The sequence below is a fragment of the Nocardia jiangsuensis genome, from assembly GCF_042650385.1.
GTDB lineage: Bacteria > Actinomycetota > Actinomycetes > Mycobacteriales > Mycobacteriaceae > Nocardia > Nocardia jiangsuensis.
The window spans coordinates 612,795-637,430 of sequence record NZ_JBHSAX010000017.1; the positions used below are offsets into that span (position 1 = coordinate 612,795).

At 72.3% G+C, this 24,636-nt stretch carries 25 protein-coding genes and 1 riboswitch; of the genes, 19 read left to right on the forward strand and 6 right to left on the reverse strand.

Going from position 1 to position 24,636, the window contains the following annotated elements:
* Nucleotides 1-183 precede the first annotated feature (183 nt).
* On the forward strand, nucleotides 184-1,746 hold the full coding sequence (locus ACFO0B_RS21890; RefSeq protein WP_378614397.1) for a DNA polymerase Y family protein: 1,563 nt from the start codon (nucleotides 184-186) through the stop codon (nucleotides 1,744-1,746).
* Here ACFO0B_RS21890 and ACFO0B_RS21895 read toward each other — a convergent pair.
* Both ACFO0B_RS21895 and ACFO0B_RS21900 read right to left on the reverse strand, forming a co-directional pair.
* A complete protein-coding gene (locus tag ACFO0B_RS21895; protein ID WP_378614398.1) occupies nucleotides 1,737-2,246 on the reverse strand; it encodes a VOC family protein in 510 nt (169 codons plus the stop codon). The genes ACFO0B_RS21890 and ACFO0B_RS21895 overlap by 10 nt on opposite strands.
* 84 nt (nucleotides 2,247-2,330) lie before the next feature.
* Nucleotides 2,331-3,251 (reverse strand): SDR family NAD(P)-dependent oxidoreductase, encoded by a 921-nt coding sequence (locus tag ACFO0B_RS21900; RefSeq protein ID WP_378614399.1) that lies wholly within the window; start codon nucleotides 3,249-3,251, stop codon nucleotides 2,331-2,333.
* Between the two features lie 85 nt (nucleotides 3,252-3,336).
* Between ACFO0B_RS21900 and ACFO0B_RS21905 the strand changes: the two genes are divergently transcribed.
* From ACFO0B_RS21905 to ACFO0B_RS21930, 6 genes are all read left to right on the forward strand, one after another.
* Nucleotides 3,337-3,771 carry a MarR family winged helix-turn-helix transcriptional regulator gene (locus ACFO0B_RS21905; protein ID WP_378614400.1) on the forward strand — a complete coding sequence of 145 codons (435 nt, stop codon included), beginning with the start codon at nucleotides 3,337-3,339 and terminating at the stop codon, nucleotides 3,769-3,771.
* Complete coding sequence (locus ACFO0B_RS21910) at nucleotides 3,771-4,961, forward strand: epoxide hydrolase family protein (RefSeq protein ID WP_378614401.1); 1,191 nt, start codon at nucleotides 3,771-3,773, stop codon at nucleotides 4,959-4,961. The genes ACFO0B_RS21905 and ACFO0B_RS21910 overlap by 1 nt, the downstream gene beginning before the upstream one ends.
* Before the next feature lie 79 nt (nucleotides 4,962-5,040).
* Entirely contained in the window at nucleotides 5,041-5,493 is a 453-nt protein-coding gene (locus tag ACFO0B_RS21915; RefSeq protein WP_233016145.1) for a hypothetical protein, read from the forward strand.
* 9 nt (nucleotides 5,494-5,502) lie between these two features.
* The gene (locus ACFO0B_RS21920; RefSeq protein ID WP_378614402.1) at nucleotides 5,503-9,072 is read left to right on the forward strand and encodes an error-prone DNA polymerase; all 3,570 of its coding nucleotides are present in this window, start codon (nucleotides 5,503-5,505) and stop codon (nucleotides 9,070-9,072) included.
* 20 nt (nucleotides 9,073-9,092) lie between these two features.
* Nucleotides 9,093-10,187: a DUF4349 domain-containing protein gene (locus ACFO0B_RS21925; protein WP_378614403.1), complete on the forward strand. Its 1,095-nt coding sequence runs from the start codon at nucleotides 9,093-9,095 to the stop codon at nucleotides 10,185-10,187.
* Nucleotides 10,147-10,371 carry a DUF167 domain-containing protein gene (locus ACFO0B_RS21930; protein ID WP_378614404.1) on the forward strand — a complete coding sequence of 75 codons (225 nt, stop codon included), beginning with the start codon at nucleotides 10,147-10,149 and terminating at the stop codon, nucleotides 10,369-10,371. The genes ACFO0B_RS21925 and ACFO0B_RS21930 overlap by 41 nt, the downstream gene beginning before the upstream one ends.
* Here ACFO0B_RS21930 and ACFO0B_RS21935 read toward each other — a convergent pair.
* Nucleotides 10,368-10,832 (reverse strand): tRNA (cytidine(34)-2'-O)-methyltransferase, encoded by a 465-nt coding sequence (locus ACFO0B_RS21935; RefSeq protein WP_378614405.1) that lies wholly within the window; start codon nucleotides 10,830-10,832, stop codon nucleotides 10,368-10,370. The two genes, ACFO0B_RS21930 and ACFO0B_RS21935, sit on opposite strands and share 4 nt — an antisense overlap.
* A gap of 99 nt (nucleotides 10,833-10,931) precedes the next feature.
* Here ACFO0B_RS21935 and ACFO0B_RS21940 point away from each other — a divergent pair, with 99 nt between their 5' ends.
* The 3 genes from ACFO0B_RS21940 to ACFO0B_RS21950 all read left to right on the forward strand — a co-directional run bounded on the left by ACFO0B_RS21940 (nucleotide 10,932) and on the right by ACFO0B_RS21950 (nucleotide 12,489).
* Entirely contained in the window at nucleotides 10,932-11,723 is a 792-nt protein-coding gene (locus ACFO0B_RS21940; RefSeq protein WP_378614406.1) for a helix-turn-helix domain-containing protein, read from the forward strand.
* A gap of 89 nt (nucleotides 11,724-11,812) precedes the next feature.
* Nucleotides 11,813-12,169: a VOC family protein gene (locus ACFO0B_RS21945; RefSeq protein WP_378614407.1), complete on the forward strand. Its 357-nt coding sequence runs from the start codon at nucleotides 11,813-11,815 to the stop codon at nucleotides 12,167-12,169.
* 74 nt (nucleotides 12,170-12,243) lie between these two features.
* A complete protein-coding gene (locus ACFO0B_RS21950; protein ID WP_233021153.1) occupies nucleotides 12,244-12,489 on the forward strand; it encodes a DUF3017 domain-containing protein in 246 nt (81 codons plus the stop codon).
* Here the strand turns inward: ACFO0B_RS21950 and metX are convergent.
* Together metX and ACFO0B_RS21960 are read right to left on the reverse strand one after the other, a co-directional pair.
* Entirely contained in the window at nucleotides 12,486-13,613 is a 1,128-nt protein-coding gene (gene metX, locus ACFO0B_RS21955) for a homoserine O-acetyltransferase MetX (protein WP_378614408.1), read from the reverse strand. The two genes, ACFO0B_RS21950 and metX, sit on opposite strands and share 4 nt — an antisense overlap.
* Nucleotides 13,610-14,926, reverse strand: a complete 1,317-nt coding sequence (locus ACFO0B_RS21960) for a bifunctional o-acetylhomoserine/o-acetylserine sulfhydrylase (protein ID WP_378614409.1) — start codon at nucleotides 14,924-14,926, stop codon at nucleotides 13,610-13,612. The genes metX and ACFO0B_RS21960 overlap by 4 nt, the downstream gene beginning before the upstream one ends.
* 13 nt (nucleotides 14,927-14,939) lie before the next feature.
* Nucleotides 14,940-15,050: riboswitch (SAM riboswitch) on the reverse strand.
* A gap of 401 nt (nucleotides 15,051-15,451) precedes the next feature.
* Here ACFO0B_RS21960 and ACFO0B_RS21965 point away from each other — a divergent pair.
* From ACFO0B_RS21965 to ACFO0B_RS21985, 5 genes are all read left to right on the forward strand, one after another.
* Nucleotides 15,452-16,669 carry an NADP-dependent isocitrate dehydrogenase gene (locus tag ACFO0B_RS21965; RefSeq protein ID WP_378614410.1) on the forward strand — a complete coding sequence of 406 codons (1,218 nt, stop codon included), beginning with the start codon at nucleotides 15,452-15,454 and terminating at the stop codon, nucleotides 16,667-16,669.
* A 566-nt stretch (nucleotides 16,670-17,235) separates the two neighbouring features.
* Nucleotides 17,236-17,496, forward strand: coding sequence for a hypothetical protein (locus ACFO0B_RS21970; RefSeq protein WP_378614411.1), 261 nt, complete (start codon nucleotides 17,236-17,238; stop codon nucleotides 17,494-17,496).
* Nucleotides 17,486-17,797, forward strand: a complete 312-nt coding sequence (locus tag ACFO0B_RS21975) for a hypothetical protein (protein ID WP_378614412.1) — start codon at nucleotides 17,486-17,488, stop codon at nucleotides 17,795-17,797. Before ACFO0B_RS21970 ends, ACFO0B_RS21975 begins: the two co-directional genes overlap by 11 nt.
* A complete protein-coding gene (locus tag ACFO0B_RS21980; protein WP_378614413.1) occupies nucleotides 17,794-18,678 on the forward strand; it encodes a hypothetical protein in 885 nt (294 codons plus the stop codon). The genes ACFO0B_RS21975 and ACFO0B_RS21980 overlap by 4 nt, the downstream gene beginning before the upstream one ends.
* Nucleotides 18,675-19,229: a hypothetical protein gene (locus tag ACFO0B_RS21985; RefSeq protein ID WP_378614414.1), complete on the forward strand. Its 555-nt coding sequence runs from the start codon at nucleotides 18,675-18,677 to the stop codon at nucleotides 19,227-19,229. Before ACFO0B_RS21980 ends, ACFO0B_RS21985 begins: the two co-directional genes overlap by 4 nt.
* 38 nt (nucleotides 19,230-19,267) lie before the next feature.
* On the opposite strand, the gene ACFO0B_RS21990 is transcribed toward ACFO0B_RS21985, so the two are convergent.
* Nucleotides 19,268-20,131: an NAD(P)-dependent oxidoreductase gene (locus tag ACFO0B_RS21990; RefSeq protein ID WP_378614415.1), complete on the reverse strand. Its 864-nt coding sequence runs from the start codon at nucleotides 20,129-20,131 to the stop codon at nucleotides 19,268-19,270.
* A 121-nt stretch (nucleotides 20,132-20,252) separates the two neighbouring features.
* Here ACFO0B_RS21990 and ACFO0B_RS21995 point away from each other — a divergent pair, with 121 nt between their 5' ends.
* The 4 genes from ACFO0B_RS21995 (at nucleotide 20,253) to ACFO0B_RS22010 (ending at nucleotide 24,625) form a co-directional block, all read left to right on the forward strand.
* Nucleotides 20,253-21,236, forward strand: coding sequence for a helix-turn-helix domain-containing protein (locus ACFO0B_RS21995; protein WP_378614416.1), 984 nt, complete (start codon nucleotides 20,253-20,255; stop codon nucleotides 21,234-21,236).
* A gap of 68 nt (nucleotides 21,237-21,304) precedes the next feature.
* Nucleotides 21,305-22,504 carry an MFS transporter gene (locus ACFO0B_RS22000; protein ID WP_378614417.1) on the forward strand — a complete coding sequence of 400 codons (1,200 nt, stop codon included), beginning with the start codon at nucleotides 21,305-21,307 and terminating at the stop codon, nucleotides 22,502-22,504.
* A 162-nt stretch (nucleotides 22,505-22,666) separates the two neighbouring features.
* Complete coding sequence (locus ACFO0B_RS22005; protein ID WP_378614418.1) at nucleotides 22,667-23,299, forward strand: TetR/AcrR family transcriptional regulator; 633 nt, start codon at nucleotides 22,667-22,669, stop codon at nucleotides 23,297-23,299.
* 93 nt (nucleotides 23,300-23,392) lie between these two features.
* On the forward strand, nucleotides 23,393-24,625 hold the full coding sequence (locus ACFO0B_RS22010) for an acyl-CoA dehydrogenase family protein (protein ID WP_378614419.1): 1,233 nt from the start codon (nucleotides 23,393-23,395) through the stop codon (nucleotides 24,623-24,625).
* Nucleotides 24,626-24,636 lie beyond the last annotated feature (11 nt).

Sequence of the window (24,636 nt, forward strand, 5' to 3'; positions counted from 1 at the left end):
CCCGGGGTCGGCTTCCCCTCCCCGGGCATCGAACGTATATTCGATTGCGGATCGATAGCTGGCAGCCGGAGGTGAGGGTTACATGGACCGATCGCGACGCCTCCCGCCAGGTTTGCCCATCCCCTCCCGCCCGGACGCGGGACCCCGAATGGCCGTGAACCCGGCCCGCCGGAGGCGGGCCCGGTGACACAGCGTCTGCTCGCGCTCTGGTGTCCGGACTGGCCTGCCGTCGCGGCTGCCTCGGTCGCCGGGATTCCGGCGCACCGTCCGGTGGCGGTGCTCGCCGCCAATCGGGTGGTCGCCTGCACCGCGACGGCGCGGGCGGCCGGGGTCCGGCGCGGCCTGCGCCGGCGTGAGGCCCAGGCCCGCTGCCCGGAGATCTTCCTGGCGCGCGAGGACCGGGACCGCGACGCCCGCCTCTTCGAGCCGATCGTCACCGCGGTGGAGGCGACGGTGCCCGGCGTCGAGGTGCTGCGCCCCGGCCTGCTCGTGCTGGCCGCCCGCGGCGCCGCCCGCTACTTCGGCTCCGAGGAGCTCGCGGCCGAGCGGCTGGTCGACGCGGTGGCGGCGGCGGGCGCGGAGGCGGCGGCCGGGATCGCCGACGCGCTCTCCACCGCTGTGCTCGCCGCCCGCCGCGGCGCCGTCGTCGCGCCGGGCGGCGGTGCGGAGTTCCTCGCCCCGCTCCCGATCGCCGAGCTCGCGGCCGAGCCGGGCGCGGACGCGAAGTACCGCGCCGACCTGGTCGATCTGCTGCACCGGCTCGGCCTGCGCCGGATCGGCGACTTCGCCGCGCTCACCCCGGCCGAGATCGCCTCCCGCTTCGGCGCCGACGCCGTCGCCGCGCACCGCTGCGCCCGCGCCGTGGCGGAGCGCACCGTCTCCGCCCGCCGCCCGCCGCCCGAGTTCACCGTGGTGTACCGCTGCGACCCGCCGATCGACCGGGTGGACGCCGCCGCCTTCGCCGGCCGCATGCTCGCCACCAGACTGCACGCCGCGCTCGCCGCCGCGGGCACCGCGTGCACCCGGCTGGTGGTGAGCGCGGAGACCGAAGCGGGCGAGGAACTCTCCCGGGTCTGGCGCTGCGCCGAGCCGCTCACCGCCGCGGGAACGGCGGACCGGGTGCGCTGGCAGCTGGACGGCTGGCTCACGCACCGCTCCCGCCCGACCGGGCCGATCACCGTGCTCCGGCTGGAGCCGAGCGAGGTGGTGCCCGCCGGTGCGCTGCAGCTCGGGCTGTGGGGCGGGTCGGGGGAGACCGAGGGGCAGGCGCGCCGCGCGCTGATCCGGGTGCAGGGGCTGCTCGGCGGGGAGGCCGTGCAGTTCGGGGTGCTCAGCGGGGGTCGCGGGCCGGGGGAGCGGGTGACCATGGTCGCGCTCGGCGACGAGCGGGTGCCCGCCGCCGATCCGGCGCTGCCCTGGCCGGGCAGGCTGCCCGAGCCCGCGCCCGGCGTCGTCCTGGTCGACCAGCCCGCGGTGCTGCTCGAGGCCGCCGACGGCGCCGCGGTCGAGGTCACCGAGCGCGGCGTCTTCAGCACCGCCCCGGCCCGGCTGCGCTGGGGCAGCCGGGAGTGGGCGCTGGCCGGCTGGGCCGGGCCGTGGCCGGTGGACGAGCGCTGGTGGGCGCCGGGCTCGGCGACGGTCCGCGCCCGCGCGCAGATCCGGCTGGACGGCGAGCCGGCGGACGCCAGGGTGCTGCTGCTCGCCTACCGGGACGGCGGCTGGCGCGCCGAGGGGGTCTACGACTGACCGCGCGCCATCTCCGCCGCCAGGGTCTCGCCCACGTAGCCCAGCGCCGCGACGTACTCCGGGAGCGCGAACCGGCGCATCATCTCGGCGGCATCGACATCCTCGACGCGCTCGTGCACCCACCACAGGTGGCCCTGCGGATCGCGGAAGCGGGCGATCGTGTCGCCGAACGGCATCGCGGCAGGCTCGGTCACGATCCGGGCGCCGCGCTCGCGGGCCGCGCGCACCGCCGCGGCGAGATCGGGCACGTACACCCGCGTATGGGCGGGGGTCGACGGCCATTCGGGTGGTGCGTCGAACAGCATGAGCGACCCGCCGGAGAGCTCGATCTCGACGTGGTTGATCATCGCGCCGTTCATGACGCGGCTGCCGTGGCGCTCGGTGGCGCCGAAGACGGCTGCGAGGAATTCCAGCTCGGCTTCGGTGTCGCGCGAGATGATCCAGCTCGCGACCGGGGCGACCCCGGCGGGCGCCGGGCCGGTGGACGGGGTGTTCGTCACGGTGACTCCTCCCTGTTGCTCACTCCGATCGTCGCAGCAGCCACCGACATTCGCCGCGGGCGGCGCGCGCCACGGCGCCCGGCGTCACCAGTGTGTGCCCGGCACCCAGCGCCCGACCCGGCGCAGCGCGGTCCCGGTGACCCGCAGCGGCGTCGAGCGTGATCGCGACGGCTCGGCCCACCCCGAATCCTGCTGCGGCGCAGCCTCGTTCTCGCCCTTGGCGGCGGGGGAGTCGGGCAGCGCGCGGTAGTAGCGGTGCAGGATCCGGTCGCGCAGCTTCGGGGTGAGCAGCGCGCCGTACTCGGCGATGGTGCCGAGCGGCACATCGATCCGCCGCGGCCGCTCGATCAGCGCGCGCACGATGGTGGCCGCCGCCCACTCCGGCGTCTCGGCCGGCCCCTGGTTACCGCTCGGCGCGATCATCGGGGTGCGCACCAGCGGCATGTGGATGGTCGTGAAGGTCACCCCGTCCGCCATCGTCTCCACCGCCGCCACCTCGGTGAACTTGTCCAGCGCCGCCTTGCTGGCCAGGTACGCGGCGAAGCGCGGCGTCGCCACCTGCACCCCGGCGCTGCTGATGTTCACGATGTGCCCGAAGCGCCGCTCGCGCATCTGCGGCAGCAGCGCGAGGGTGAGCCGGAGCGCGCCGAAGTAGTTCACCGCCATGGTGCGCTCGAAGTCGTGCAGCCGGTCGGTGGAGCGGTGGATCGCACGCCGGATGGAGCGGCCCGCGTTGTTGACCAGCATGTCCACCCGGCCGTGCTCGTCGAGGATGGCGCGCACCGTGCGCTCCACCGACTCGTCCTCGGTGATGTCGCAGGGGTAGCCGTACGCGTCACCACCGGCCGCGCGCACCTCGGCGACCGCCTCGTCGAGCTCGTCCGCGCGCCGGGCCAGCAGGAACACCGTGGCGCCCTTGGCCGCGGTGGCGAGCGCGGCGGCCCGGCCGATCCCGGAGGAGGCGCCGGTGATGAGCACGTGGCGGCCGGTCAGAGTTTCACCCATGGGCTGAACTTACTCTCAAGTAAGATGACCTGCCAAGGTCCAATCGAATCAGAAACTTATATAAATTTCTGCTAGAAAGGGGGGCGTGCCCGACCTCGATCCCGCCGCCCTGACCTCCGTCATGGAGCAGTTCACCCGGATGTTCATCCGCCTGCCCGCGGTGCAGCAGCGCAGCTTCACCACGCTCTCGGTGCTGCACACGCTGGCCGGGCGCGGCCCGCAGCGGCTCTCCGCGCTCACCGCGGGCGAGCAGGTCACCCAGCCCGCCATCACGCAGATCGTGGCCAAGCTGGAGCGCGACGGCCTGGTGGCGCGCGGCCCCGACCCGAGTGACGGCCGCGCCGTGCTGGTCCGGATCACCCCGCGCGGCGCGGCGACGGTGGCGAGCAGGCGTACCGCCAGGGTGGCGCGGATGGCCGAGCTCGTCGCGCTGCTGGAACCGGAGCACCGCACGGCGCTGACCGCCGCGCTGCCCGCGCTGGCCCGGCTGGCCGAACTCGACGACGAACGGAGCCGGTGATGGAACGCAGCCCCGTCCACGTGCCCGACGCGGTGCTCGACGATCTCCGGCAGCGGCTCGCCCTGACCCGCAGGGCCGCCGTCCCCGGCGACGGCTACGGCGTCTCCGGCGCCTACCTGCGTGAACTGTGCGAGTACTGGCGCACCGAGTACGACTGGCGCGCCGCCGAAGCCGCCATGAACGCCTACGACCACTACCGCGTGACCGTCGACGGCGTCCCGGTGCACTTCCTGCGCAGGCCGGGCGTCGGCCCCGCGCCGCGGCCGCTGATCCTCACGCACGGCTGGCCGTGGACCTTCTGGCACTGGTCGAAAGTGCTGGAGCCGCTGGCCGATCCCGGCGCGCACGGCGGCGACCCGGCCGACGCCTTCGACCTGATCGTTCCCTCGCTCCCCGGCTTCGGCTTCTCCACCCCGCTCGACCGCACCGACCTGAACTTCTGGCGGATCGCCGAGCTCTGGCACACGCTGATGACCGAGGTCCTCGGGTTCGAGCGCTACGCCGCCGCGGGCTGCGATGTCGGGGCGCTGGTCACCGCCCAGCTCGGGCACCGGTACCCGGACGCGGTGTACGGCATCCACATCGGCTCCGGGCAGCCGCTCACGCTCTTCAACGGCGACCGCGGCTGGGACGTCAGCGGCGGCAGGCCCATCCCGGACGACCTGCCCGGCCCGGCCAGGGACCGGCTGATCGCCCTCGAGCACCGCTTCGCGGTGCACCTGGCCGCGCACACGCTGGCGCCGGACACCCTGGCGCACGCCCTCGCCGATTCGCCCGCGGGCATGCTGGCCTGGATCCTGGAGCGCTGGACGTCGTGGAGCGACTGCGGCGGCGACGTCGAGCGGGTGTTCCCGCGCGACGACCTGCTCACCCAGGCCACGATCTACTGGGTCGGCAACTCGATCGGCACCTCGATGCGCACCTACGCCAACAACAACCGCCACCCCTGGACGCCGGCGCACGACCGGAAACCCGTGGTCCAGGTGCCGACCGGGGTGACGCTGGTGGCGCACGAGAACCCGCCGGGCGTACCGACCGCGGAGCGCGCCGCCTGGTTCCGCGCCACCCGGGCGGAGTGGTACCGGCTGGGCGAGGTCACCGTGCACGAGCGCGGCGGCCACTTCATCCCCTGGGAGATCCCCGGTGAATGGGTCGCTGACCTGCGCCGGACCTTCCGGGCCGCGCGCTGATCCGCGGATAACCGCGACGTTGCGAACAGATGTTCGATCCGCACTCGAAACGTTCGAACACATGTGCGATACTCGGCGCATGGCGGACGATCGGATGGCGGATATCTACGCCGCGGTGCGGCTCGGAGGTGTTGACCGTGCGGCGGCGCGACGCGCGCTCACGGAGGTATGGGAGGAGCTCGGCGAGGACGGTGATCCCGTGCAGCGGTGCGTGGTCGCGCACCACCTCGCCGACGTCCAGGACTGCGCGGAGGACGCGCTGTACTGGGATCAGCGGGCGCTGGCGGCGGTCTTCGCCTACGGCGTCCCGCTGGACGAGGGGCTACGCGGCTTCCTCCCCTCGCTCTACCTGAATCTGGCCGACAGCCAGCGCCGGACCGGCGATTTCGAGTCGGCCCGGATGCAGCTGACCATCGCGCGCGGCCATCTCGACGTGCTGGCGCACGACGCGTACGGCGACATCATCAGGTCCGGGCTGGAGCACGTGGAGCAGGCGCTCGCGGCGGGCTCCACCGAGCGGCTCTCGGCCTGAGGCGCGGTCGTGGGCTGGGATCACGGCCCGCCCACCTGGGCGGAGATGGAGCGGATGCTCTCCGGCCGCCGCTCGGGCCGCGCCGATCCGGCGACGATGCACCCGGGCGACGGCGGCGACAGCCCGGCGTGGTCGCGCAGGCGCGGCGCGTACCGGGCCGGTCCCGCGGCGCCCGTGAGCGCCGCGGTGCCGTACGCGGAGCTGCACGCGCACTCGGCGTACAGCTTCCTGGACGGCGCCGTGCACCCTGAGGAGCTGGTGGAAGAGGCGGCGCGGCTGGGCCTTTCGGCGCTCGCGCTGACCGATCACAACGGTTTCTACGGCACCGTGCGCTTCGCCGAGGCGGCGAAGGAGTGGGGGTTGCCCACCGTCTTCGGCGTCGAGCTCTCGCTGGGCTCCGCGCCGGAGCGGGGGCGTCCGGCGGTCGCCGGCTGCGGTACCTCCTCCCGGAATGAGGGCCGGGAGGAGGGGTCCCCGGCGGCCGGGGACGGCAGGGGCACCGATGGGCGTTCCGATCCGGAGCGGGCGGCGCGCGGCGGCGCGCGGCGGGGCGGTCGCTCCAGGGGCGGGTCCGGGCTGCGCAGCCGCGGGGCGCGGGGGCCTGCGGTCGAGGCCGCGCCGACCGGGGCCGCGGTCGGCGGGCACGCGGAGGCACCGGATTCCGCGCCGCGCACCGGCGAGCCCGATCCGGCCGGGCCGCACCTGCTCGTCCTCGCCCGCGGTGCCGAGGGGTACCGCAGGCTCTCCCGTGAGGTGGCCGCCGCACACCTGGCGGCGGGCGAGAAGGGCATCCTGCGCTACGACCTGGACGCGCTCACCGCCGCGGCGGGCGGCCACTGGCACATCCTCACCGGCTGCCGCAAGGGAACGGTGCGCCGCGCCCTCGCGCTCGACGTGCTCGCCCGCGATTCCCGCGCCCCGCGCGCCGAGGCCGCGCTGCGCGACCTGGTGGAGCGCTTCGGCGCCGACCGGGTGAGCGTCGAGCTCACCCACCACGGCATCCCGGAGGACGACGAGCGCAACGCCCTGCTGATCGCGCTGGCCGACCGGGCCGGGCTCCCGGTGCTCGCCACCACCGGCGCGCATTTCGCCGCCCCCGCGCACCGCCGCCGCGCCATGGCGCTCGCCGCCATCAGGGCCAACCGCGGGCTGGACGAGATGGCGGGCTGGCTGGCCGCGGCGGGCGGAGCGCACCTGCGCTCCGGCGCGGAGCTGGCCGAACTCTTCGCCGACTGCCCGGCCGCGGTGGCGCACGCCGCCGAGCTGGGCCGCGAGTGCGCCTTCGACCTCCGGCTCATCGCCCCGACGCTGCCGCCCTTCGACGTCCCGCCCGGCCACGACGAGCTGTCCTGGCTGCGCGAGCTCAGCTATCGGGGCGCCGCGAAGCGCTACGGCCCGCGCGCGGCGAACGAGCCCGCCTACGCGCAGATCGAGCACGAGCTCACGGTGATCGGCCGGATGAAGTTCCCCGGGTACTTCCTGGTGGTGCACGACATCGTGGACTTCTGCCACCGCAACGGCATCCTCTGCCAGGGCAGGGGCTCCGCGGCGAACTCCGCGGTCTGCTACGCCATCGGCATCACCAATGTCGACCCGGTCGGCAACCACCTGCTCTTCGAGCGGTTCCTCGCACCGGAGCGCGACGGCCCGCCCGACATCGACCTCGATATCGAGTCCGACCGCAGGGAGGAGGCCATCCAGCACGTCTACTCCAGGTACGGCCGGGAGAACGCGGCGCAGGTGGCGAATGTGATCACCTACCGCGGCAAGTCGGCGGTGCGCGACGCCGCGCGGGCGCTCGGCTTCTCGCCCGGCCAGCAGGATGCCTGGAGCAAACAGGTGAGCCGGTGGTCCGGGGTCGCCGCCGAGACCGGCACCGACATCCCCGCCGACGTGCTCGAGCTGGCCGCCGAGCTGGAGGGGCTGCCGCGGCACCTCGGCATCCACTCCGGCGGGATGGTGATCTGTGACCGGCCGATCGCCGACGTCTGCCCGGTGGAGTGGGCCCGGATGGCGGGCCGCAGCGTGCTGCAGTGGGACAAGGACGACTGCGCCGCCATCAACCTGGTGAAGTTCGACCTGCTCGGCCTCGGCATGCTCTCCGCCCTGCACTACATGATCGACCTGGTCGGCGAGCACATCGGCGAGACCGTGGAGCTGCACGCCATCGACCTCGGCGAGCCCGCGGTCTACGCCATGTTGACCAGCGCCGATTCGGTCGGCGTCTTCCAGGTGGAGTCGCGGGCGCAGATGGCGACGCTGCCCCGGCTGAAGCCGCGCGAGTTCTACGACCTGGTGGTCGAGGTCGCGCTGATCCGCCCCGGCCCGATCCAGGGCGGCTCGGTGCACCCCTACATCCGCCGCCGCAACGGCGAGCCCTACCGGCTCGACCACGAGGCGCTGCGCCCCACCCTCGACCGCACCTACGGCGTGCCGCTCTTCCAGGAGCAGCTCATGCAGCTCGCCGTCGACGTCGCCGGCTTCACCGCCGCCGAGGCCGACGAGCTGCGCCGGGCCATGGGCTCCAAGCGCTCGAAGGCCCGCATGGAGCGGCTCAGGGACCGGCTCTTCGCCGGGATGCGGGAGCGGCACGGGATCACCGGCGAGGTGGCCGAGCGGATCTACGAGCAGATGTACGCCTTCGCGAATTTCGGCTTCCCGGAGAGTCATTCGCAGAGCTTCGCGGCGCTGGTCTTCTACTCCGCGTGGTTCAAGCTGCACTACCCGGCGGCGTTCTGCGCGGGGCTGCTGCGCGCCCAGCCGATGGGGTTCTACTCGCCGCAGTCGCTGGTCGCCGATGCCCGCAGGCACGGCGTCGCGGTGCACGGGCCGGATGTGAACGCGAGCCGCGCCGAGCCCACCCTCGAGCGCCGCGGCACCGAGGTACGGCTCGGGCTGGCCGCGGTGCGGCACATCGGCGACGAACTGGCCGCCCGGATCGTCGCCGCGCGCGACAAGGACGGCCCCTACACCTCGTTCACCGACCTCACCGGCCGGGTCGAGCTCACCGTGCCGCAGGCGGAGTCGCTCGCCACCGCGGGCGCGCTCGGCGCACTGGCCGGTCCGCGCCGCTCGGCGCTCTGGGCGGCAGGCGCGGCGGCGGGGGAGCGGCCGGACCGGCTGCCCGGCATCGGCGCGGCCACCGCGGCGCCGTCCCTGCCCGGCATGAGCGGCCTCGAGCTGGCCGCCGCCGACGTGTGGGCCACCGGCGTCTCACCGGACAGCTACCCCACCGAGTTCCTCCGCGCCTACCTGGACAGCATCGACGTGCGCCCGGCATCCGGGCTGCTCGCGGTGCGCGACGGCACCCGGGTGCTGGTGGCGGGCGCGGTGACGCACCGGCAGCGCCCGGCCACCGCGGGCGGGGTCACCTTCATGAACCTGGAGGACGAGACCGGCATGGTGAACGTGGTCTGCTCGGTGGGGCTGTGGCAGCGGCACCGCAGGCTCGCGCAGAGCGCCTCCGCGCTGATCGTGCGCGGCCTCGTGCAGAACGCCGAGGGCGCGGTGAGCGTGGTGGCCGAGCATCTGCAGCCACTGGACCTGCGGATGGCGTCGAAGTCGCGGGACTTCCGGTAGCGGGCCGCTACGCTGCGCTCATGCGGAAGGTTGCGGTGTTCTGTGCCGGGCTGCTCGGGCTCGCCCTGCTCGTCGGCTGCGGGGCGGACGGCTCCGAAAGCGCGCCCGGCGCACCGGATTCCACGGTCGCCGCGCCCGCCGTGAGCCCGCCGGGGCTGCGCGAGCAGGGCGCACCGGCGCCGTCGGACAACGAACAGGCGCCGGACACCACGCGCAAGGAGGTCGTCACCGGCGACGTCGCACTGGTCGCCGACGACCCCATCGCCGCGGCGGGCATCATCGCCGACCGCGTGCGCGCCCTCGGCGGCCGGGTGGACAGCCGCACCGAGCAGCCGCGCACCGACGAGAACGACGGCAGCTCCGGTTACCGCCCCCTGCCGCAGGGGCCGAGCGCCTCGCTCACCGTCCGTGTCCCGAGCGACCGCACCGACGCCTTCGTCGACGGCCTCGGCCAGGTCGGCCGGATCACCAGGATCAGCCTGAACCGCGCCGACGTCACCATGCAGTGGGAAGACCTCGACGCCCGCATCCGTGCCCTGCAGACCTCGGTCGACCGCCTGCGCGCCCTCATCGCCGGCGCCACCACTACCGCCGACCTGATCGCCGCCGAGCAGGCGCTCTCCTCCCGCCAGGGCGAGCTGGACAGCCTCATCTCGCAGCAGCGGCTTCTCGACGACCAGGTCGCGCTCTCCACCCTGAGCATCTCGGTCACCACCCCCGCCGCCAACCCGGTCGACGACGACGAGCCGAGTTCCTTCTGGGGTGGCATCGTCGCCGGCTGGAACGGGCTGGTCGACCGGCTCGGTGACGCGGTCGTCTTCACCGGCAAGGCGCTGCCGACGCTCGCTTTCCTCGCCGTCGTCGGCGGGCTGATCTTCGCCGTGTTCCGCGCCGTTCGCCGCCGTCGCGGCTCGGGCACCGCCCCCGCCCCGGGCAAGGCGTGGGCCGAGCCCGAACCGGCGGCCGCCTCGGCGAAGGCCGAACCGGCTACCGGCACGGCCGGGGGGAACGTCGAACCGGCCGCAGCGGTGCAGCCGGATGCACCCGCTTCGAAGCCAGGCAGGGGCACCTCCGATGCCGACCGTCCGCGCGACGATCACCCCGAACAGCCGTAAGGGCCCCCTGGTCGAGCAGCTCGACGACGGCACCCTGAAGCTCTACGTCCGAGCCCCCGCCACCGAGGGCAAGGCCAACCGCGCCGCCGTCGAACTTCTCGCCGCGCACTTCGGCGTCCCCCGATCAGCGGTCCGCCTCACCGCGGGCGCGGCCTCCCGCCACAAGCGCTTCGAGATCGGCTAGACCCCGCCGGAAAATCCCTGCTGCCGCCACGCCTCGTACACCGTCACCGCCGCCGCGTTCGACAGGTTCATCGACCGCCGCCCCGGCACCAGCGGAATCCGCACCCGCGCCGTCACCCGCGGATCGGTGAGCACCTCCTCCGGCAACCCCGTCGGCTCGGTCCCGAACAACAGCACGTCACCGGGCTGATAAGCGACATCCGTATACCGCACCTCCCCCTGCGTGCTGAACGCCAACACCCGCTCCGGCCGGATCACCTCGAACGCCGTCTCCAGATTGGGATGCACCCGCACCGAAGCCAGATCGTGGTAATCCAGCCCCGCCCTGCGCAGCTTCGCCTCCGACAGGTCGAACCCCAGCGGCTCGATCAGATGCAGCTCACACCCGGTCCCCGCGACCAGGCGGATCGCGTTGCCGGTATTCGGCGGAATGCACGGCTCGTGGAACATCAGGTGAAACACAAGGGAAAATCCTCTCAGATCACGGCGGGCCGGAGAGTTCGGACGTCGGGATTGCCGCTGCGGCGGACCGAGCCATGGCGCAGGATGGGAGCTATGGGCGTGAGCTCCTCGGAGTCGGTCGCGGCGCCGCCACATCCGGCGCTCGCCGGGCTGGTCGGCGCGTATGCCGAGTTCAGCGAGCGGGCCGGTGGGCCCGTTGTGCGATACGAGCCGGCGAATGCCGGGGCGGTGCTGGTGGTCGAGTTCGCGGATCCGCTGGTCGTCGCCGATGCGGCGGAGCCCGCGGTATCGCGCACCTGGCGGGCGTTCGCGGCGGGGCCGAGCCTGGGGCCGACGCGGACCGAGCACGCGGGGGTGCAGCACTGTGTGGAGGTGCGGCTGACACCGCTCGGGCTGTATCGGGTGGTGGGAGATGTGTCCGAGCTGGCCGATCGGACGGTCGGGCCGGCGGAGTTGTTCGGCCGGGACGGCCGGGAGTTGCCGGAAAGAATGGTGGCGCAGCGGGACTCGGCAAGCAGGTTCGCGTTGCTCGACGCGCTGTTCGGCCGGGCAACGGCGGACGGCCCCGAGCCGGACCCCGAGGTCGTGTACACCTGGCACACCCTGCAGCGGAGCGGCGGCACGGCGGGGATCGGCGAGATCCGCGCCGAGATCGGCTGGAGCCGGGCCCGGCTTGCGCGCCGGTTCCGCGCCCAGATCGGGCTCACGCCCAAGGCGGCGGCCAGGGTGATCCGCTTCGGTCGGGCAGCCGCCCTGCTCCGCGCACCGGACCCGCAGCCGCTGGCCGCCATCGCCTTCTCCTGCGGCTACGCCGACCAAGCGCACTTCACCCGCGACTTCCGCGAGTTCGCCGGCCGCCCGCCGAGCACCTGGGCCGCCGGCCAGGGGTGACGCCGCCGCGCGGGTGAACATTCGTTCAAGACCGGCGACGCACCGCGCACCTAGGGTCGGGCGAACCACCGAAACGGAGGGAACCACCCATGACCGGTGAACCGAGCTTCTTCGAGATCGGCGTCCCCGACGCCGGCCGCGCCCGCTCGTTCTACGAGCGACTCCTCGGCTGGAAATCGCACGAGACCCAACCGGGCGGCCCGGCCTGGCTGGAGACCGGCGGCGTCCGCGGCGGCGTGCACAACGGCGACGAGGACCGCCGGATCGACATCTTCTTCCGAGTCGACGACATCGAGGCCGCGGCGCGGAAGGTCCGCGAACTGGGCGGCGAAGCCGACGACCCCGGCCCGGAAACGGAGGGCTTCGGCCGCTTCGCCTTCTGCCGCGACGACCAGGGCGTGCGATTCGGGCTGCACCAGCCGGGTCTGTCACAATCGCAGGCGTGACAGACCCGACCGTGGCGCGAAGCGAATCCGGAGGCGGCAGCTGGGGCGCGCAGTTCCTGCGCTGTCACCTGCCGATGGTGGTCGTCGGGCTGGTCGTGCTGGTGGCGATCGTCTTCGTCGCCTCCGACCGCTGGCGCCGCGGCGCCTTCATCTTCGGCAGTGCGGCGCTGCTCGCGGCCGTCTTCCGGCTGTGCCTGCCGACGGTGCGGGTGGGGCTGCTCGCGGTGCGCGGCAAGCCGTTCGACGTGGCGGCGCTGAGCCTGCTCGGCAGCACCATCGTCTTCCTCGCCGCCACCATCAACACGCTCGGCGTCGGTTAACGGTTCGCCCTCGCCAGCTCGGCGGTGCGGGCCAGCAGAAGCGAGATCTGCTCGGCCTCGGTGAGGAAGCCGTCGTGGCCGTCCCTGGAGTGGATGACGTCCAGCCCGGTGCAGCCGGGCAGCAGCTCGGCCAGCTCGCGCTGGGTGCGCAGCGGGTAGAGCCGATCCGAGTCGACCCCGCCGACCACGCACGGCACCGGGGTCGAGCCGAGCGCGGCCGCGACCCCGCCGCGGCCGCGGCCGACATCGTGCCGGTTCATGGCCTCGGAGAGCAGCACGTAGGTGGCGGCGTCGAACCGCGCGACCAGCTTCTCCGCCTGGTGCTCCAGGTAGCTCTGCACCGCGTACCTGCCGCCGTCCCACGGGTCCTCGCCGTCCTGCGGCAGGTTCTCGAAGCGGTGGTCCAGCTCGGCCTCGGTGCGGTAGCTGAGGTGCGCGATCCGCCGGGCGACGGCGAGCCCGGTCACGGGAGCGCTGCCGGTGCCGTGGTACTCGCCGCCCTGCCAGGCCGGGTCGCCGACGATGGCGGCGATCTGCGTGGTCTGGGTGCCGATCTGGTCCGCGGTGGCGCGCGCGCCGACCGCGAGGACCAGCGCCGCGGCCACCCGCTCCGGCTTGCCGACCATCCACTCCAGCACCCGCATGCCGCCCATGGAGCCGCCGATCGCGGCGGCCAGCCGCTCGATGCCGAGCAGGTCGGCCAGCGCGATCTCGGCGGTCACCTGGTCGCGGATGGAGATCTCCGGGAACCGGCTGCCCCACGGCTTGCCGTCGGGGGCGGGGGCGGCGGGGCCGGTGCTGCCCTTGCAGCCGCCGAGCACATTGGTGGCGATCACGCACCACTCGTCGGTGTCCAGCGGGGCGCCGGGGCCGACCATGCCCTCCCACCAGCCGGGCGCGGGATTGTCCGGGGCGCTGGCGACGTGCGCGTCGCCGGTCAGCGCGTGCTCGACCAGGATCACGTTGTCCAGCGCGGGGGAGAGCTCGCCCCAGCGCTGCACGGCCAGCCGCACATCCGGGACGACAGCGCCGTTCTCCAGCTTGACGTCGCCCACCGCGATCACGCCGGACGTGCCGTCCGGTGGTGGCAGCAGGGCGGTGCCCGCTTCGATACCCACGGTCACGACGCCGCGTCGAAGCCCGCGCGCAGGTCGGCCAGGATGTCCTGCAGCCCCTCGATGCCGACGGCGAGCCGGACCAGCCCCGGCGTGACGCCGGAGCTCGCCTGCTCGTCCGGGGTGAGCTGGGAGTGCGTGGTGGAGGCCGGGTGGATCACCAGCGAGCGCACGTCGCCGATATTGGCGACATGGCTGTGCAGCGTCAGCGCGTCGACGAACTTCTTGCCCGCCTCGACGCCGCCCTTCAGCTCGAAGGCGATCACCGCGCCCGCGCCCTTCGGCGTCAGCTGCCTGCCGCGCTCGTACCAGGGCGAGGTGGGCAGCCCGGCGTAGGCGACCGAGGTCACCGCCGGGTGCGTGGCGAGGAACTCGGCGACCGCCTGCGCGTTCTGCACGTGCCGCTCCATGCGCAGGCTCAGCGTCTCGATGCCCTGGCTGATCAGGAAGGCGTTGAACGGCGAGACCGCGGAGCCGAGGTCGCGCAGCAGCTGCACCCGTGCCTTGAGCGCGAAGGCGGGCGCGCCGAGCTCGGCGAAGACTGCTCCGTGGTAGCTGGGGTCCGGGGTGGTGAAGCCGGGGAAGCGGTCCTCGCCGGATTCGGTCGTGCCGGTCCAGTCGAAGGTGCCGCCGTCGACGATCGCCCCGGCGATGGCGGCGCCGTGGCCGCCCAGGTACTTGGTGGCCGAGTGCACCACGATGTCGGCGCCGTGCTCCAGCGGCCGCAGCAGGTAGGGCGTGGCCACCGTGTTGTCGACGATAAGCGGGACGCCCGCGTCGTGCGCGACGGCGGAGATGCCGGGCAGGTCGAGGATGGCGCTGCTCGGGTTGGCGATGGTCTCGCCGTAGAACGCCTTGGTGTTCGGCCGGACGGCGCCGCGCCACTGCTCCAGGTCGTCCGGGTCGTCCACGAAGGAGACGGTGATGCCGAGCTTGGGCAGGGTGTAGTGGAAGAGGTTGTAGGTGCCGCCGTAGAGGTGCGGGCTGGAGACGATGTGGTCGCCCGCGTTGGCCAGGTTCAGGATGGCGAAGGTCTCGGCCGCCTGGCCGGAGGCGACGACCAGCGCCGCGACGCCACCCTCGAGGGCCGCGATCCGCTGCTCCACCACGTCCTGGGTGGGGTTCATGATCCGGGTGTAGATGTTGCCCGGCTCGGCGAGGCCGAAGAGCGCAGCGGCGTGCGCGGTGTCCCGGAAGGTGTAGGACGTGGTCTGGTAGATCGGCAGGGCACGGGCGTTGGTGCTGCCGTCGGGGGTCTGCCCCGCGTGCACCTGCTTGGTCTCGAAGGACCAGTTCGCGGTGGGGTCGGTCGTCTCGGTCACGTGTTACCTCCAGAAAGCGCGCTTGCTCCCGGCCGTCGGGAGCCGGGTCATCACCCGGAGCACCCCGCCGCTGCTGGAGGGTTGCCGGCCAGCAAGCCGGGGCTTCGCGCTGGCACTCATGACCTGTTCGACATCGTAACCGGACCGAGGTCTGCCGATCGAACCCGAGTGCGGGGCTATCCACAGGTGAGCGTTGTGAATGCGATCACAGGGGGTTCACGGGCGCTCTGGGCGGGTGGGTGCTGCGCCGCCCGTGGCTCTCGTCGTAGGCTCGAACGGTGAGCAAGGGGCGTGTCCTCGGTCACGCCGGACCTACTCGCGAGTAACGAGCCAGGGTCGCCGCAAGGGTGACCCTCGTCGTTCCCTGCGAGGTCGGGCAGCAGTACGCTTGTCTTGTTTGCACCACAGGGTCTCGCCGACCAAGCGGGACATCGATGTTGTCTGTTGGACAGCTGGGGTCCGCTCACAAGCGTGTTCGCCTGGCCGTGCAATGAGGGCACACACCCTAGGAGGACACGAAGATCCATGTCCAAGATCAAGGTTGAAGGCACCGTCGTAGAGCTCGACGGCGACGAGATGACGCGGATCATCTGGCAGTTCATCAAGGACAAGCTGGTCCACCCGTACCTCGATGTGAACCTCGAGTACTACGACCTCGGCATCGAGTACCGCGACAAGACCGACGACCAGGTCACCGTGGACGCCGCCGAGGCGATCAAGCGCCACGGCGTCGGGGTCAAGTGCGCCACGATCACCCCGGACGAGGCGCGGGTCGAGGAATTCGGGCTGAAGAAGATGTGGCGGTCGCCGAACGGCACCATCCGCAACATCCTCGGCGGCACGATCTTCCGCGCGCCGATCATCATCTCCAACGTCCCGCGGCTGGTGCCGGGCTGGACCAAGCCGATCATCATCGGCCGCCACGCCTTCGGTGACCAGTACCGCGCCACCGACTTCAAGGTGTTCGAGGCGGGCACCGTCACCCTCACCTTCACCCCGGAGGACGGCAGCGAGCCGATCGTGCACGAGGTCGTGAAGATGCCGGAGGCCGGCGGCGTCGTCATGGGCATGTACAACTTCAAGAAGTCCATCGAGGACTTCGCGCGGGCCTCGTTCAACTACGGCCTGCAGCAGAACTACCCGGTCTACATGTCGACCAAGAACACCATCCTCAAGGCCTACGACGGCATGTTCAAGGACACCTTCCAGGAGGTGTTCGACGCCGAGTTCAAGAGCCAGTTCGACGCCGCCGGGCTCACCTACGAGCACCGGCTGATCGACGACATGGTCGCCTCCTCCATGAAGTGGGAGGGCGGCTACGTCTGGGCCTGCAAGAACTACGACGGCGACGTGCAGTCCGACACCGTCGCGCAGGGCTTCGGATCGCTCGGCCTGATGACCTCGGTGCTGCTCACCCCGGACGGCCAGACCTGTGAGGCCGAGGCCGCGCACGGCACCGTGACCAGGCACTTCCGCCAGCACCAGCAGGGCAAGCCGACCTCGACCAACCCGATCGCGTCGATCTTCGCCTGGACCCGCGGGCTCGAGCACCGCGGCAAGCTGGACAACACCCCCGAGGTGATCGGCTTCGCGCAGACGCTCGAGGACGTCGTCATCAAGACGGTCGAGGGTGGTCAGATGACCAAGGATCTGGCCGCGCTGGTCGGCGGGGACCAGGGGTACCTGAGCACCGAGGAGTTCCTCGGCGCGCTCGACGTCAACCTGGCGCGCGCGCTGCGCTGATCTCGCTCGCGCAGGCCCCCGTTCCGCTGCTCGCGGAGCGGGGGTTTTGCGATTGACAAGGCCCCGCGTCGGCACAAGAGTGGTCAGCAGAGGGATATGGGGGCCGGCGATGCGGGGAGGGTTCTACAACCATGTGGACGATCCTGACGAATTCTGGGACGACGAGCCGATCACGCGGCGGGCCGCTCCGCCCGTCGCAGCGGTGGCGGCCGAGCCGCCGCCACTGACGGAGCCCGCCCCGTCCACCGTCGCTTCGCCGCGCGTCTCCATGGCGATCGACGGGGGATGTCTCCCTATCGGAATTTCGACGAGCCCGGGGTGGCGACCCGGGCCGGGGGTGGCCGGTGAACTCATGGCGGCGTACCGGGCAGCCGTGGCTGAGCGCCTCGAGCAGCTGTGTGGCAGCGGCAGCTGGCCAACCGAGCGACAAATCTCGGATGCGGCTGTTCCCGATCTCCGGACCATGCTGACGGTGCTGCTGGAGACCCGCACCTGGGACGAGTACAGCAGGCTCTCCAGCGAGCTGATCGGCAACGGGCGGGTTCCATGCGGCGGGCCGGGCCGTCGTGCACGGGGAGCACGCCGTCACCATGATCGCCGACCGGACGTACATCCGCTCGATCGCGGTGCGCGGGGAATGGGCCGCGACGGCCCATCCCGACGAGGTCTGCGACGAGATTCTCGGCTGCGCGGACAGGATCCGCTCGGTACGCCCGCGGCTCGGCGCGCGCGGGGACTATTCACGCTGGACGGACACCGAGCTCGAACACGAACTCGATCTGCACCGGCTCCGACTACTCGATTCCGAGGTGCACCGTGACCGATGAAGTGGGCGTGAGCATCGCCGCGATGCGCTTGGCCGTTCGGAGCTGGCAGGAAGCCGCCGTCAGCGTCGGCGAGGGTGTCGGTACGACATCGAAACTCGAGATCGCGGCGACGCACGCCGGAACATTCGCGGAGGCCCTCGGCAAATACCAACCGGCACCCGGGTACTTCCGTGACCGGCTGAGCGAAGGCGTCACGGTCCTCGAGGACATCGCGGAAGTCCTGAACGCGGCCTGCAACGCCCATGAGGCCGAGGAGCGGGCGAGCACGGGCCAGCTGACGAAGCTGGAGAGCGAGATATGAGCGGCGACCGGGCGAGCCTCATCGACAAGATCTCGTACATCAGGGAGAAGAAGGATCGAATCGGCGATCTCCCGGCGAAGGTGGACGACTATGCCGGGGTTCTCGTGTCGCACGTCCGGGCCAGCGGTTACGGAAGCGCTGTCGTGAACCCGCTCGGGGCGCTGAGCGTCGAGGACGCGGTCGACGAGATCTGGCGGGAACGAGACAAAGCGAACAGCGCCATCCGGGAGACCTGGGCGAAGCTGGACCAGCTCGATCCCGATCTCGAAGTGCCGGTGCGGTTCATCGATGTCGCGAACGAGTGGCGCGGGCTCAGGAACACCCTCATCGAAGTCGGGAACAACTTCAACGACACCAATCTCGCCAGCGAATGGCAGGGTGCCGCAGCGACCAGGTACGCGGAACTGCGGGTGCGACAGAAGGACGCCTTCGATTTCCTGCCCCTGGAGTTCGACAAGATCGCGCAGAGCCTGGAGACGATCGCGTCCTCGGAGCTGACGCTGTACGGCGAGCTCGCGGTCAAGGCGCAGGAGCTCATCACCAAGGTGGAGGAAGTCACCGTCGACTATATCGACGCGCTGCTCGACGTCTTCTCGCTCAGTGGTGCGGTCGCGCAGATCAAGGCGCTCACCTCGGCGGTCGAGGCCGCCAATTCCTTTATTCTCGGTGTCGTTCGCGGGATGGCAGAGGCCGCCAAGAACAACATGATCGAGGGGAACAAGATCGCCGAGTCCATCGATGTTCAAAAGGGATTGCCGGACAACAGGTGGCCCAGCGCGGTGAAGTCTTCCTATGGAGCCGGAATCGAGGGGATCCGCGCGGCGATCGGGGACGGGTCGACGCGGGACGGGGACAAATCGGACTGGAGTGTGGCGCGATGAGGCACGGGCTGCCGATTCTCGTCGGTGTAGCTCTGCTGGCGGGGGTGACGGGATGTACCGATCCGCCGCCGGAGCCGACCCCGGTGCCGACCCCGGTGCGGGACGCGATGACACACGGGGAGCTGTGTGATGCGGTGGCCGGCTTCTTCGCGGACGAGCTGAGGGCCGTCGCTGTGCAAGCCGATCCGAATGTTTCCGCGGACCTGGAGGTCGGCCCCGGCACGATCTGCGAGATCAGGCAGGACGGTGGTCGGATCGGCTACTACTCGGCGCGGAGCGCGCCGGACGAGCCGGATCCGACCGACCGGGTCCGCGGATTCGTCCGGGAGCCCGCGCTGGGTGACGCGGTCTGGGTCTACGACCTGCGGGCGGCCCCGGAGGACCCCTCGACCAAGGTCCGCTTCGCCACCCGGGTCGAGGAGTGGAACGCCACCCTCGAGGTCGTGGACACCGAGACGCGGACGGCAGACGGCGGGCTGCGGCTGAGCGACGGCGACAAGGTTGCGGCAGTTCGCTTCCTGCGGGAGCTGACCGCCGAACTCACCGGCTGACTCCGGTCCCGTCCCTGGGAGGCGGGACGGGAGGGTGGTCAGTCCACGGCGGCCGGGTGTAGTGCGGCGACCGCGCGGCTGAAGCTCGCGGTGCCGTGCCCGGCCGCCTCCTGCTCCTCGAAGATCCGCAGCAGCGGATCGAGGAGGCCGGTGCGGACGCCCGCGCCCGTGGCGGTGGCCTGGATGTCGGCGAGCCCGCTGCGGTTCACCGCCAGGTCGGAGAAGCTGACCGGGTACTCGCCGGAGTCGATCTCGTCGGCCAGCATCGGGAGCAGGTCGAGCACCGAGCGCAGCCAGGGCAGCAGCAGGTCGTCGGTGAAGGGGCGGGCCGAGCCGCCGACCATGGCCGTGGCCTGGAAGAAGCCGGCGAACAGGCCGTACATGCCGCCGAGCACCGCCATGTCGCGCAGTGCGGCGGCGCCGGGGTCGGTGCCGAGGTAGCGGGCGGTGCCCCAGGCGGCGAGCACGTCGGCGTACTCGGCGCGGGCGGATTCGGAGCCGCTGTGCAGCAGCACGCTCTCCGGGGTGCCGAGCGTCTGCGGCACCGCGAGCATGGCGCCGTCCAGGAAGCGGGCGCCGTGTGGCTCCAGCGCGGCGGCGAGGTCGCGGGCCTGGTCCGGGCGGCCGGTGGCGACGTTCAGAACGGTGCGGCCGCGCAGTGCGGGGCCGAGCGGGAGCAGCGTCTCGGCCGCCGTGGTGGTGCTCGCCGAGACGGAGACGATCAGCGGGCTCGCCGCGACCGCGTCCGCGAGTTCCGTGGCGACGGTGGCGCCGGTGAGGTCCGCGCCACGGCCCGGCGTGCGGTTCCAGACGGTGACGGGGTGGCCGGTGCGCAGCAACAGGGCGGCGATGGCAGCGCCCATCCGGCCGAGGCCGAGCACCGTGACGGGGGTGGAGGTCATCGGAGTTCCCTTCGGAAGTAGTCGGGGTGGGCGCCCGGCATCCAGTCTTCGTGCGGCGAGGCGGCGACGACAGTGGCAGGACAGACCGCTGACGAACGATTCCCGCCATACCCTGAACGGCATGCGGAACCGCACCGTCGCTCTCGCGCTCGCTCCCGGCGCGCTGCACCCCTGGGACCTCTACGAGCTGGGCGTGGTCGCCGCCGTCTTCGGCACCCCGCAGCCCGACCTCGCCGATCCCTGGTACGACCTCCGGGTCTGCGCGATCGGCGGGGCCGGGGCGGAGCAGCCCATCGGGTTCGGCACGGTCATCCGGCCGGAGTACGGGCCGGAGGGGTTGGTCGGCGTGGACACGGTGATCGTGCCGTCGGTCTCGCACGAGTGTGTCGGTGCTGAGCGGCCGGTGCCGGAGGAGCTGGTGCGCGCGCTGGCCGCCGCGCACGCGCGGGGAGCCAGGATGGTCGCGCTCTGCGACGGCGTCTTCGCGCTGGCGGCGGCGGGGGTGCTCGACGACCGCCGGGTGACGGTGCACTGGGAGCACGCCGAGCTGCTTGCGCGCAGGCACCCCCTGGTCCGGGTGGACGATTCGGTGCTCTACGTGGACGACGGCGATGTGCTCACCAGCGCCGGGATGACCGCCGCGGTCGATGTCTGCCTGCACCTCGTGCGCCGCGACCTGGGCGCCGTCGTGGCGAACAAGCTGGCCAGGCGGATGGTGGTGCCCCCGCACCGCTCCGGCGGGCAGGCCCAGTTCGTCGAGCTCGCGGTGCCCGAACGGCCCGCCGACGACCTCGGCCCGGTGCTGCAGTGGGCGCTGGCCCACCTCGGCGAGCCGCTCACCGTGGAGATGCTCGCCGCCCGCGCCGCCATGAGCCCCCGCACCTTCCACCGGCGGCTGCTGAAGTCGACCGGCTCCACGCCCATGCGGTGGCTGCTGAACCAGCGCCTCGCGCACGCCAGGATGCTGCTGGAGACCAGCGCGCTGCCGGTGGAGCGGGTCGCCGGCCTCTGCGGGCTCGGCACCGCGACCAATCTGCGCAGGCACTTCGCCGCGGTGCTCGGCGTCTCCCCCGCGCAGTACCGGCGCACCTTCGAACAGCACTGACCACGGGGTGGCCGATCTCACCGCGGGATCGGGAAACCTGCCGCACACCGGCGAGGTTGCACGGGAGCGTGACTTCTACCGCGACCGCTGTCGCGACTCCGCGCACCAGCTGGCACCTGCCCGCCGTGCTGGCCATGGCGCTCGGCGGGTTCGGGATCGGGACCACCGAGTTCGTCACCATGGGGCTGCTGCCCGATATCGCGGGCGCCATGAACGTCTCCGAGCCGACGGCCGGGCACGCGGTCTCCGCCTACGCGCTCGGCGTGGTGATCGGCGCGCCGGTGATCGCGGCCGCCTTCGCGCGGGTGCCGCGGAAGAAGCTGCTGGTCGGGTTGATGGTGGCGTTCACCATCGGCAATCTGGCGACGGTGCTCGCGCCGAGCTACGGCCCCCTCGTTGCCGCGCGGTTCGTGGCGGGGCTGCCGCACGGCGCCTACTTCGGCGTCGCCTCGCTGGCCGCCGCGAGCCTGGCGCCCGCCGGGCAGCGGGCCAAGGCGGTGGCGGCGGTGATGCTCGGGCTCAGCGTGGCCAATGTGGTCGGGGTGCCCGCCGCCACCTGGCTCGGGCAGGCTTTCGGCTGGCGTTCGGCCTTCGTCGTGGTCGCGGTGATCGGGCTCGCCACCGTCGCGGCGCTGCTCCGCTTCGTGCCACCGCTGACCGGGATCGTCACCACCAACCCGCTCACCGAGCTGAGCGCGCTGCGCAGGCCGCAGGTGCTGCTCACGCTCGCGGTCGGCGCCATCGGCTTCGGTGGGATGTTCGCGGTCTACACCTACGTGGCCACCACGCTCACCGATGTCGCCGGGCTCGGCGCCGGGCTGGTGCCGCTGGTGCTCGCGCTCTTCGGGGTCGGGATGGTGATCGGCAATATCGCGGGCGGCTTCCTGGCCGATCGGGGGGTGGATCGCTCGATCTTCCTCGGCATGATCGCCATGGTGGTGATCCTGGCCGGGTTCGTCGCGGCCGCGCACAATCCGGTGACCGCCGCGATCGGGGCGCTGCTGGTCGGGGCCTCGGGCGCCGCGCTCGCACCCGGGTTGCAGACCCGGCTCATGGATGTCGCCGCCGACGCCCAGACGCTGGCCGCCGCGCTCAACCACGCCGCGCTGAACATCGCCAACGCCGCGGGCGCCTGGCTCGGTGGTCTGGTGATCGCCGCGGGCTACGGCTACACCGCGCCCGCCGCGGTCGGCGCCGCCCTCGCCATCAGCGGCGTCCTGCTCTTCGCGATCACCGTCGCGCTGGCCCGCCGGGCACCCGCGCACTGAACCGCCGCCGACACCGCGTGAGGCGGTCTTCCAGGACGGCACAGGCCGCGCGCTCACCCAGGGCCTCTCCTCCGTTGCTCGCGTCAGCCCGACGGCCGCGCCGGTCGGCCCGTGCCCGCGCGCACCCCCCGCCACCGCCCGCCTCGCGCGTAGAATCCGCTGATGGCCAGCAGCGTGGCGGGCGGCCGCCGCACCCAGCACGAGCGCAGCAGCGCCATGCGTGAGCGGCTGCTCGACGCCACCGTCGACTGCCTGGTCGAGTACGGCTACGCGGGCACGACGACGCCGCGCATCGCGGCACGGGCCGGGGTGACCCGCGGCGCCCAGGTGCACCACTTCGGCGCCAAGGCCGATCTGGTGGTCGCCGCCGTCCGGCACCTGGCGCAGCGCCGCTCGGAGATCGCGGTCCGCGAACTGGACCGCGCCACCACCAGCGCCGACCCGCTCGGCGTCGCGCTGGAGCTGCTCTGGGAGACCCACCAGGGCCCGCTCTTCGCCGCCTCCGCCGAACTCTGGATCGCCGGCCGCACCGACCCGGTCCTCGCCGCCGCCCTGCGCGAGGCCGAACCGGTCATCGACGAGATGGTGCTGACCACCGTCGCCCACCTGCTCCCCGCCGACCGCGACGCCCGCCCGCTGCGCGACCTGCTCTACACCGCCATGGACGTGCTGCGCGGCATCCTGGTCGCCGACTTCGTCGGCACCGACCCCACCCGCGCCCGCCGCCGCTGGCTCCGCGCCATTACCGAATTGCGCCGTACGCTGCCGGAACAGCCCCCCGGCGTGCCACGCTGACACCGGTTGCAGCGAACCCGCCCGCCCCCGCGACCCCGCCGGTATGGTCACTTCCATACAAGCGTGCACGCATGTATGCCGGGAGGAACAACGATGTTCGAGTGGTCCGAGACCGACCTGATGATCCGCGACGCGGTGCGCGGTTTCGTGGACAAGGAGCTCCGGCCCCGGCTGGACGAGCTGGAGAGCGGTGAGCTGCCGCCGTACCCGGTGATCCGGAAACTGTTCGCGCAGTTCGGGATCGACGCCATGTCGGACGAGGCGGTGCGCAAGTCGCTGGCCCGCGAGCGGGCGGGCGAGAGCGCCGCCGGGGCGAGCGAGGAGAACTCGCAGGACTCCATGATGGCGGTGCTCATCTCCGAGCTCTCCGGTGTGAGCCTGGGCCTGGTCAGCGCGCTCGGCGTGAGCCTCGGGCTGGGCGCGGCCACCATCCGGGCGCGCGGCACGCTGGCGCAGAAGGAGCGCTGGCTCGCCGATCTCATGACCATGCGCAAGGTCGCCTCCTGGGCGATCACCGAACCGGACTCCGGCTCGGACGCCTTCGGCGGCATGCAGACCACGGTCCGCCGGGACGGCGACGACTACATCCTCAACGGCCAGAAGACCTTCATCACCAACGGCCCCTACGCCGACGTGGTCATCGTCTACGCCAAACTCGACGACGGCACCACCGCCAAGCGCGACCGCAAGGTCCTCACCTTCGTGCTCGACTCCGGCATGCCCGGCTTCACCCAGGGCAAGCCGTTCAAGAAGATGGGGCTGCACGCCTCGCCCACCGGCCAGCTCTTCTTCGACGACGTCCGGCTCGGCCGCGACCGGCTGCTCGGCGAGACCGAGGAGCACAGCAGCGGCGACGGCAGGGAGAGCGCGCGCTCCAGCTTCACCGCCGAGCGGGTCGGGGTGGCGTTCCAGGCGCTCGGCATCATCGAGGAATGCCTGCGGCTCTCGGTCGACTACGCCCGCGCCCGCACGCTGTGGGGTCAGGAGATCGGCCGCTTCCAGCTCATCCAGCTCAAGCTGGCGAAGATGGAAGTGGCCAGGATCAACGTGCGCAACATGGTCTTCAGCACCCTGGAGCGCGGCCGGGCCGGGAAGCCGCCGAGCCTGGCCGAGGCGTCGGCGATGAAGTTGTACGCCTCGGAGGCGGCTACCGACGTGGCCATGGACGCGATCCAGCTGTTCGGCGGCAACGGGTACATGCAGGAGTACCGGGTGGAGCAGCTGGCGCGGGACGCGAAGTCGCTGATGATCTACGCGGGCAGCAATGAAATCCAGGTCACCCACATCGCCAAGGGGTTGCTCGCCGACTCCGCCACCAAGCGCTGAGAGGAACCCGC

Bases quoted from the DNA above. Each gene is read 5' to 3' on its own strand.
- ACFO0B_RS21915 (WP_233016145.1), top strand. From the start codon at position 5,041: ATGGCGGACGATCGGATGGCGGATATCTACGCCGCGGTGCGGCTCGGA.
- ACFO0B_RS21980 (WP_378614413.1), top strand. From the start codon at position 17,794: ATGAGCGGCGACCGGGCGAGCCTCATCGACAAGATCTCGTACATCAGG.
- ACFO0B_RS21925 (WP_378614403.1), top strand. From the start codon at position 9,093: ATGCGGAAGGTTGCGGTGTTCTGTGCCGGGCTGCTCGGGCTCGCCCTG.
- ACFO0B_RS21985 (WP_378614414.1), top strand. From the start codon at position 18,675: ATGAGGCACGGGCTGCCGATTCTCGTCGGTGTAGCTCTGCTGGCGGGG.
- ACFO0B_RS21930 (WP_378614404.1), top strand. From the start codon at position 10,147: ATGCCGACCGTCCGCGCGACGATCACCCCGAACAGCCGTAAGGGCCCC.
- ACFO0B_RS21945 (WP_378614407.1), top strand. From the start codon at position 11,813: ATGACCGGTGAACCGAGCTTCTTCGAGATCGGCGTCCCCGACGCCGGC.
- ACFO0B_RS21900 (WP_378614399.1), bottom strand. From the start codon at position 3,251: ATGGGTGAAACTCTGACCGGCCGCCACGTGCTCATCACCGGCGCCTCC.
- ACFO0B_RS21910 (WP_378614401.1), top strand. From the start codon at position 3,771: ATGGAACGCAGCCCCGTCCACGTGCCCGACGCGGTGCTCGACGATCTC.
- ACFO0B_RS22005 (WP_378614418.1), top strand. From the start codon at position 22,667: ATGGCCAGCAGCGTGGCGGGCGGCCGCCGCACCCAGCACGAGCGCAGC.
- ACFO0B_RS22010 (WP_378614419.1), top strand. From the start codon at position 23,393: ATGTTCGAGTGGTCCGAGACCGACCTGATGATCCGCGACGCGGTGCGC.
- ACFO0B_RS21950 (WP_233021153.1), top strand. From the start codon at position 12,244: ATGGTGGTCGTCGGGCTGGTCGTGCTGGTGGCGATCGTCTTCGTCGCC.
- ACFO0B_RS21965 (WP_378614410.1), top strand. From the start codon at position 15,452: ATGTCCAAGATCAAGGTTGAAGGCACCGTCGTAGAGCTCGACGGCGAC.
- ACFO0B_RS21990 (WP_378614415.1), bottom strand. From the start codon at position 20,131: ATGACCTCCACCCCCGTCACGGTGCTCGGCCTCGGCCGGATGGGCGCT.
- ACFO0B_RS21995 (WP_378614416.1), top strand. From the start codon at position 20,253: ATGCGGAACCGCACCGTCGCTCTCGCGCTCGCTCCCGGCGCGCTGCAC.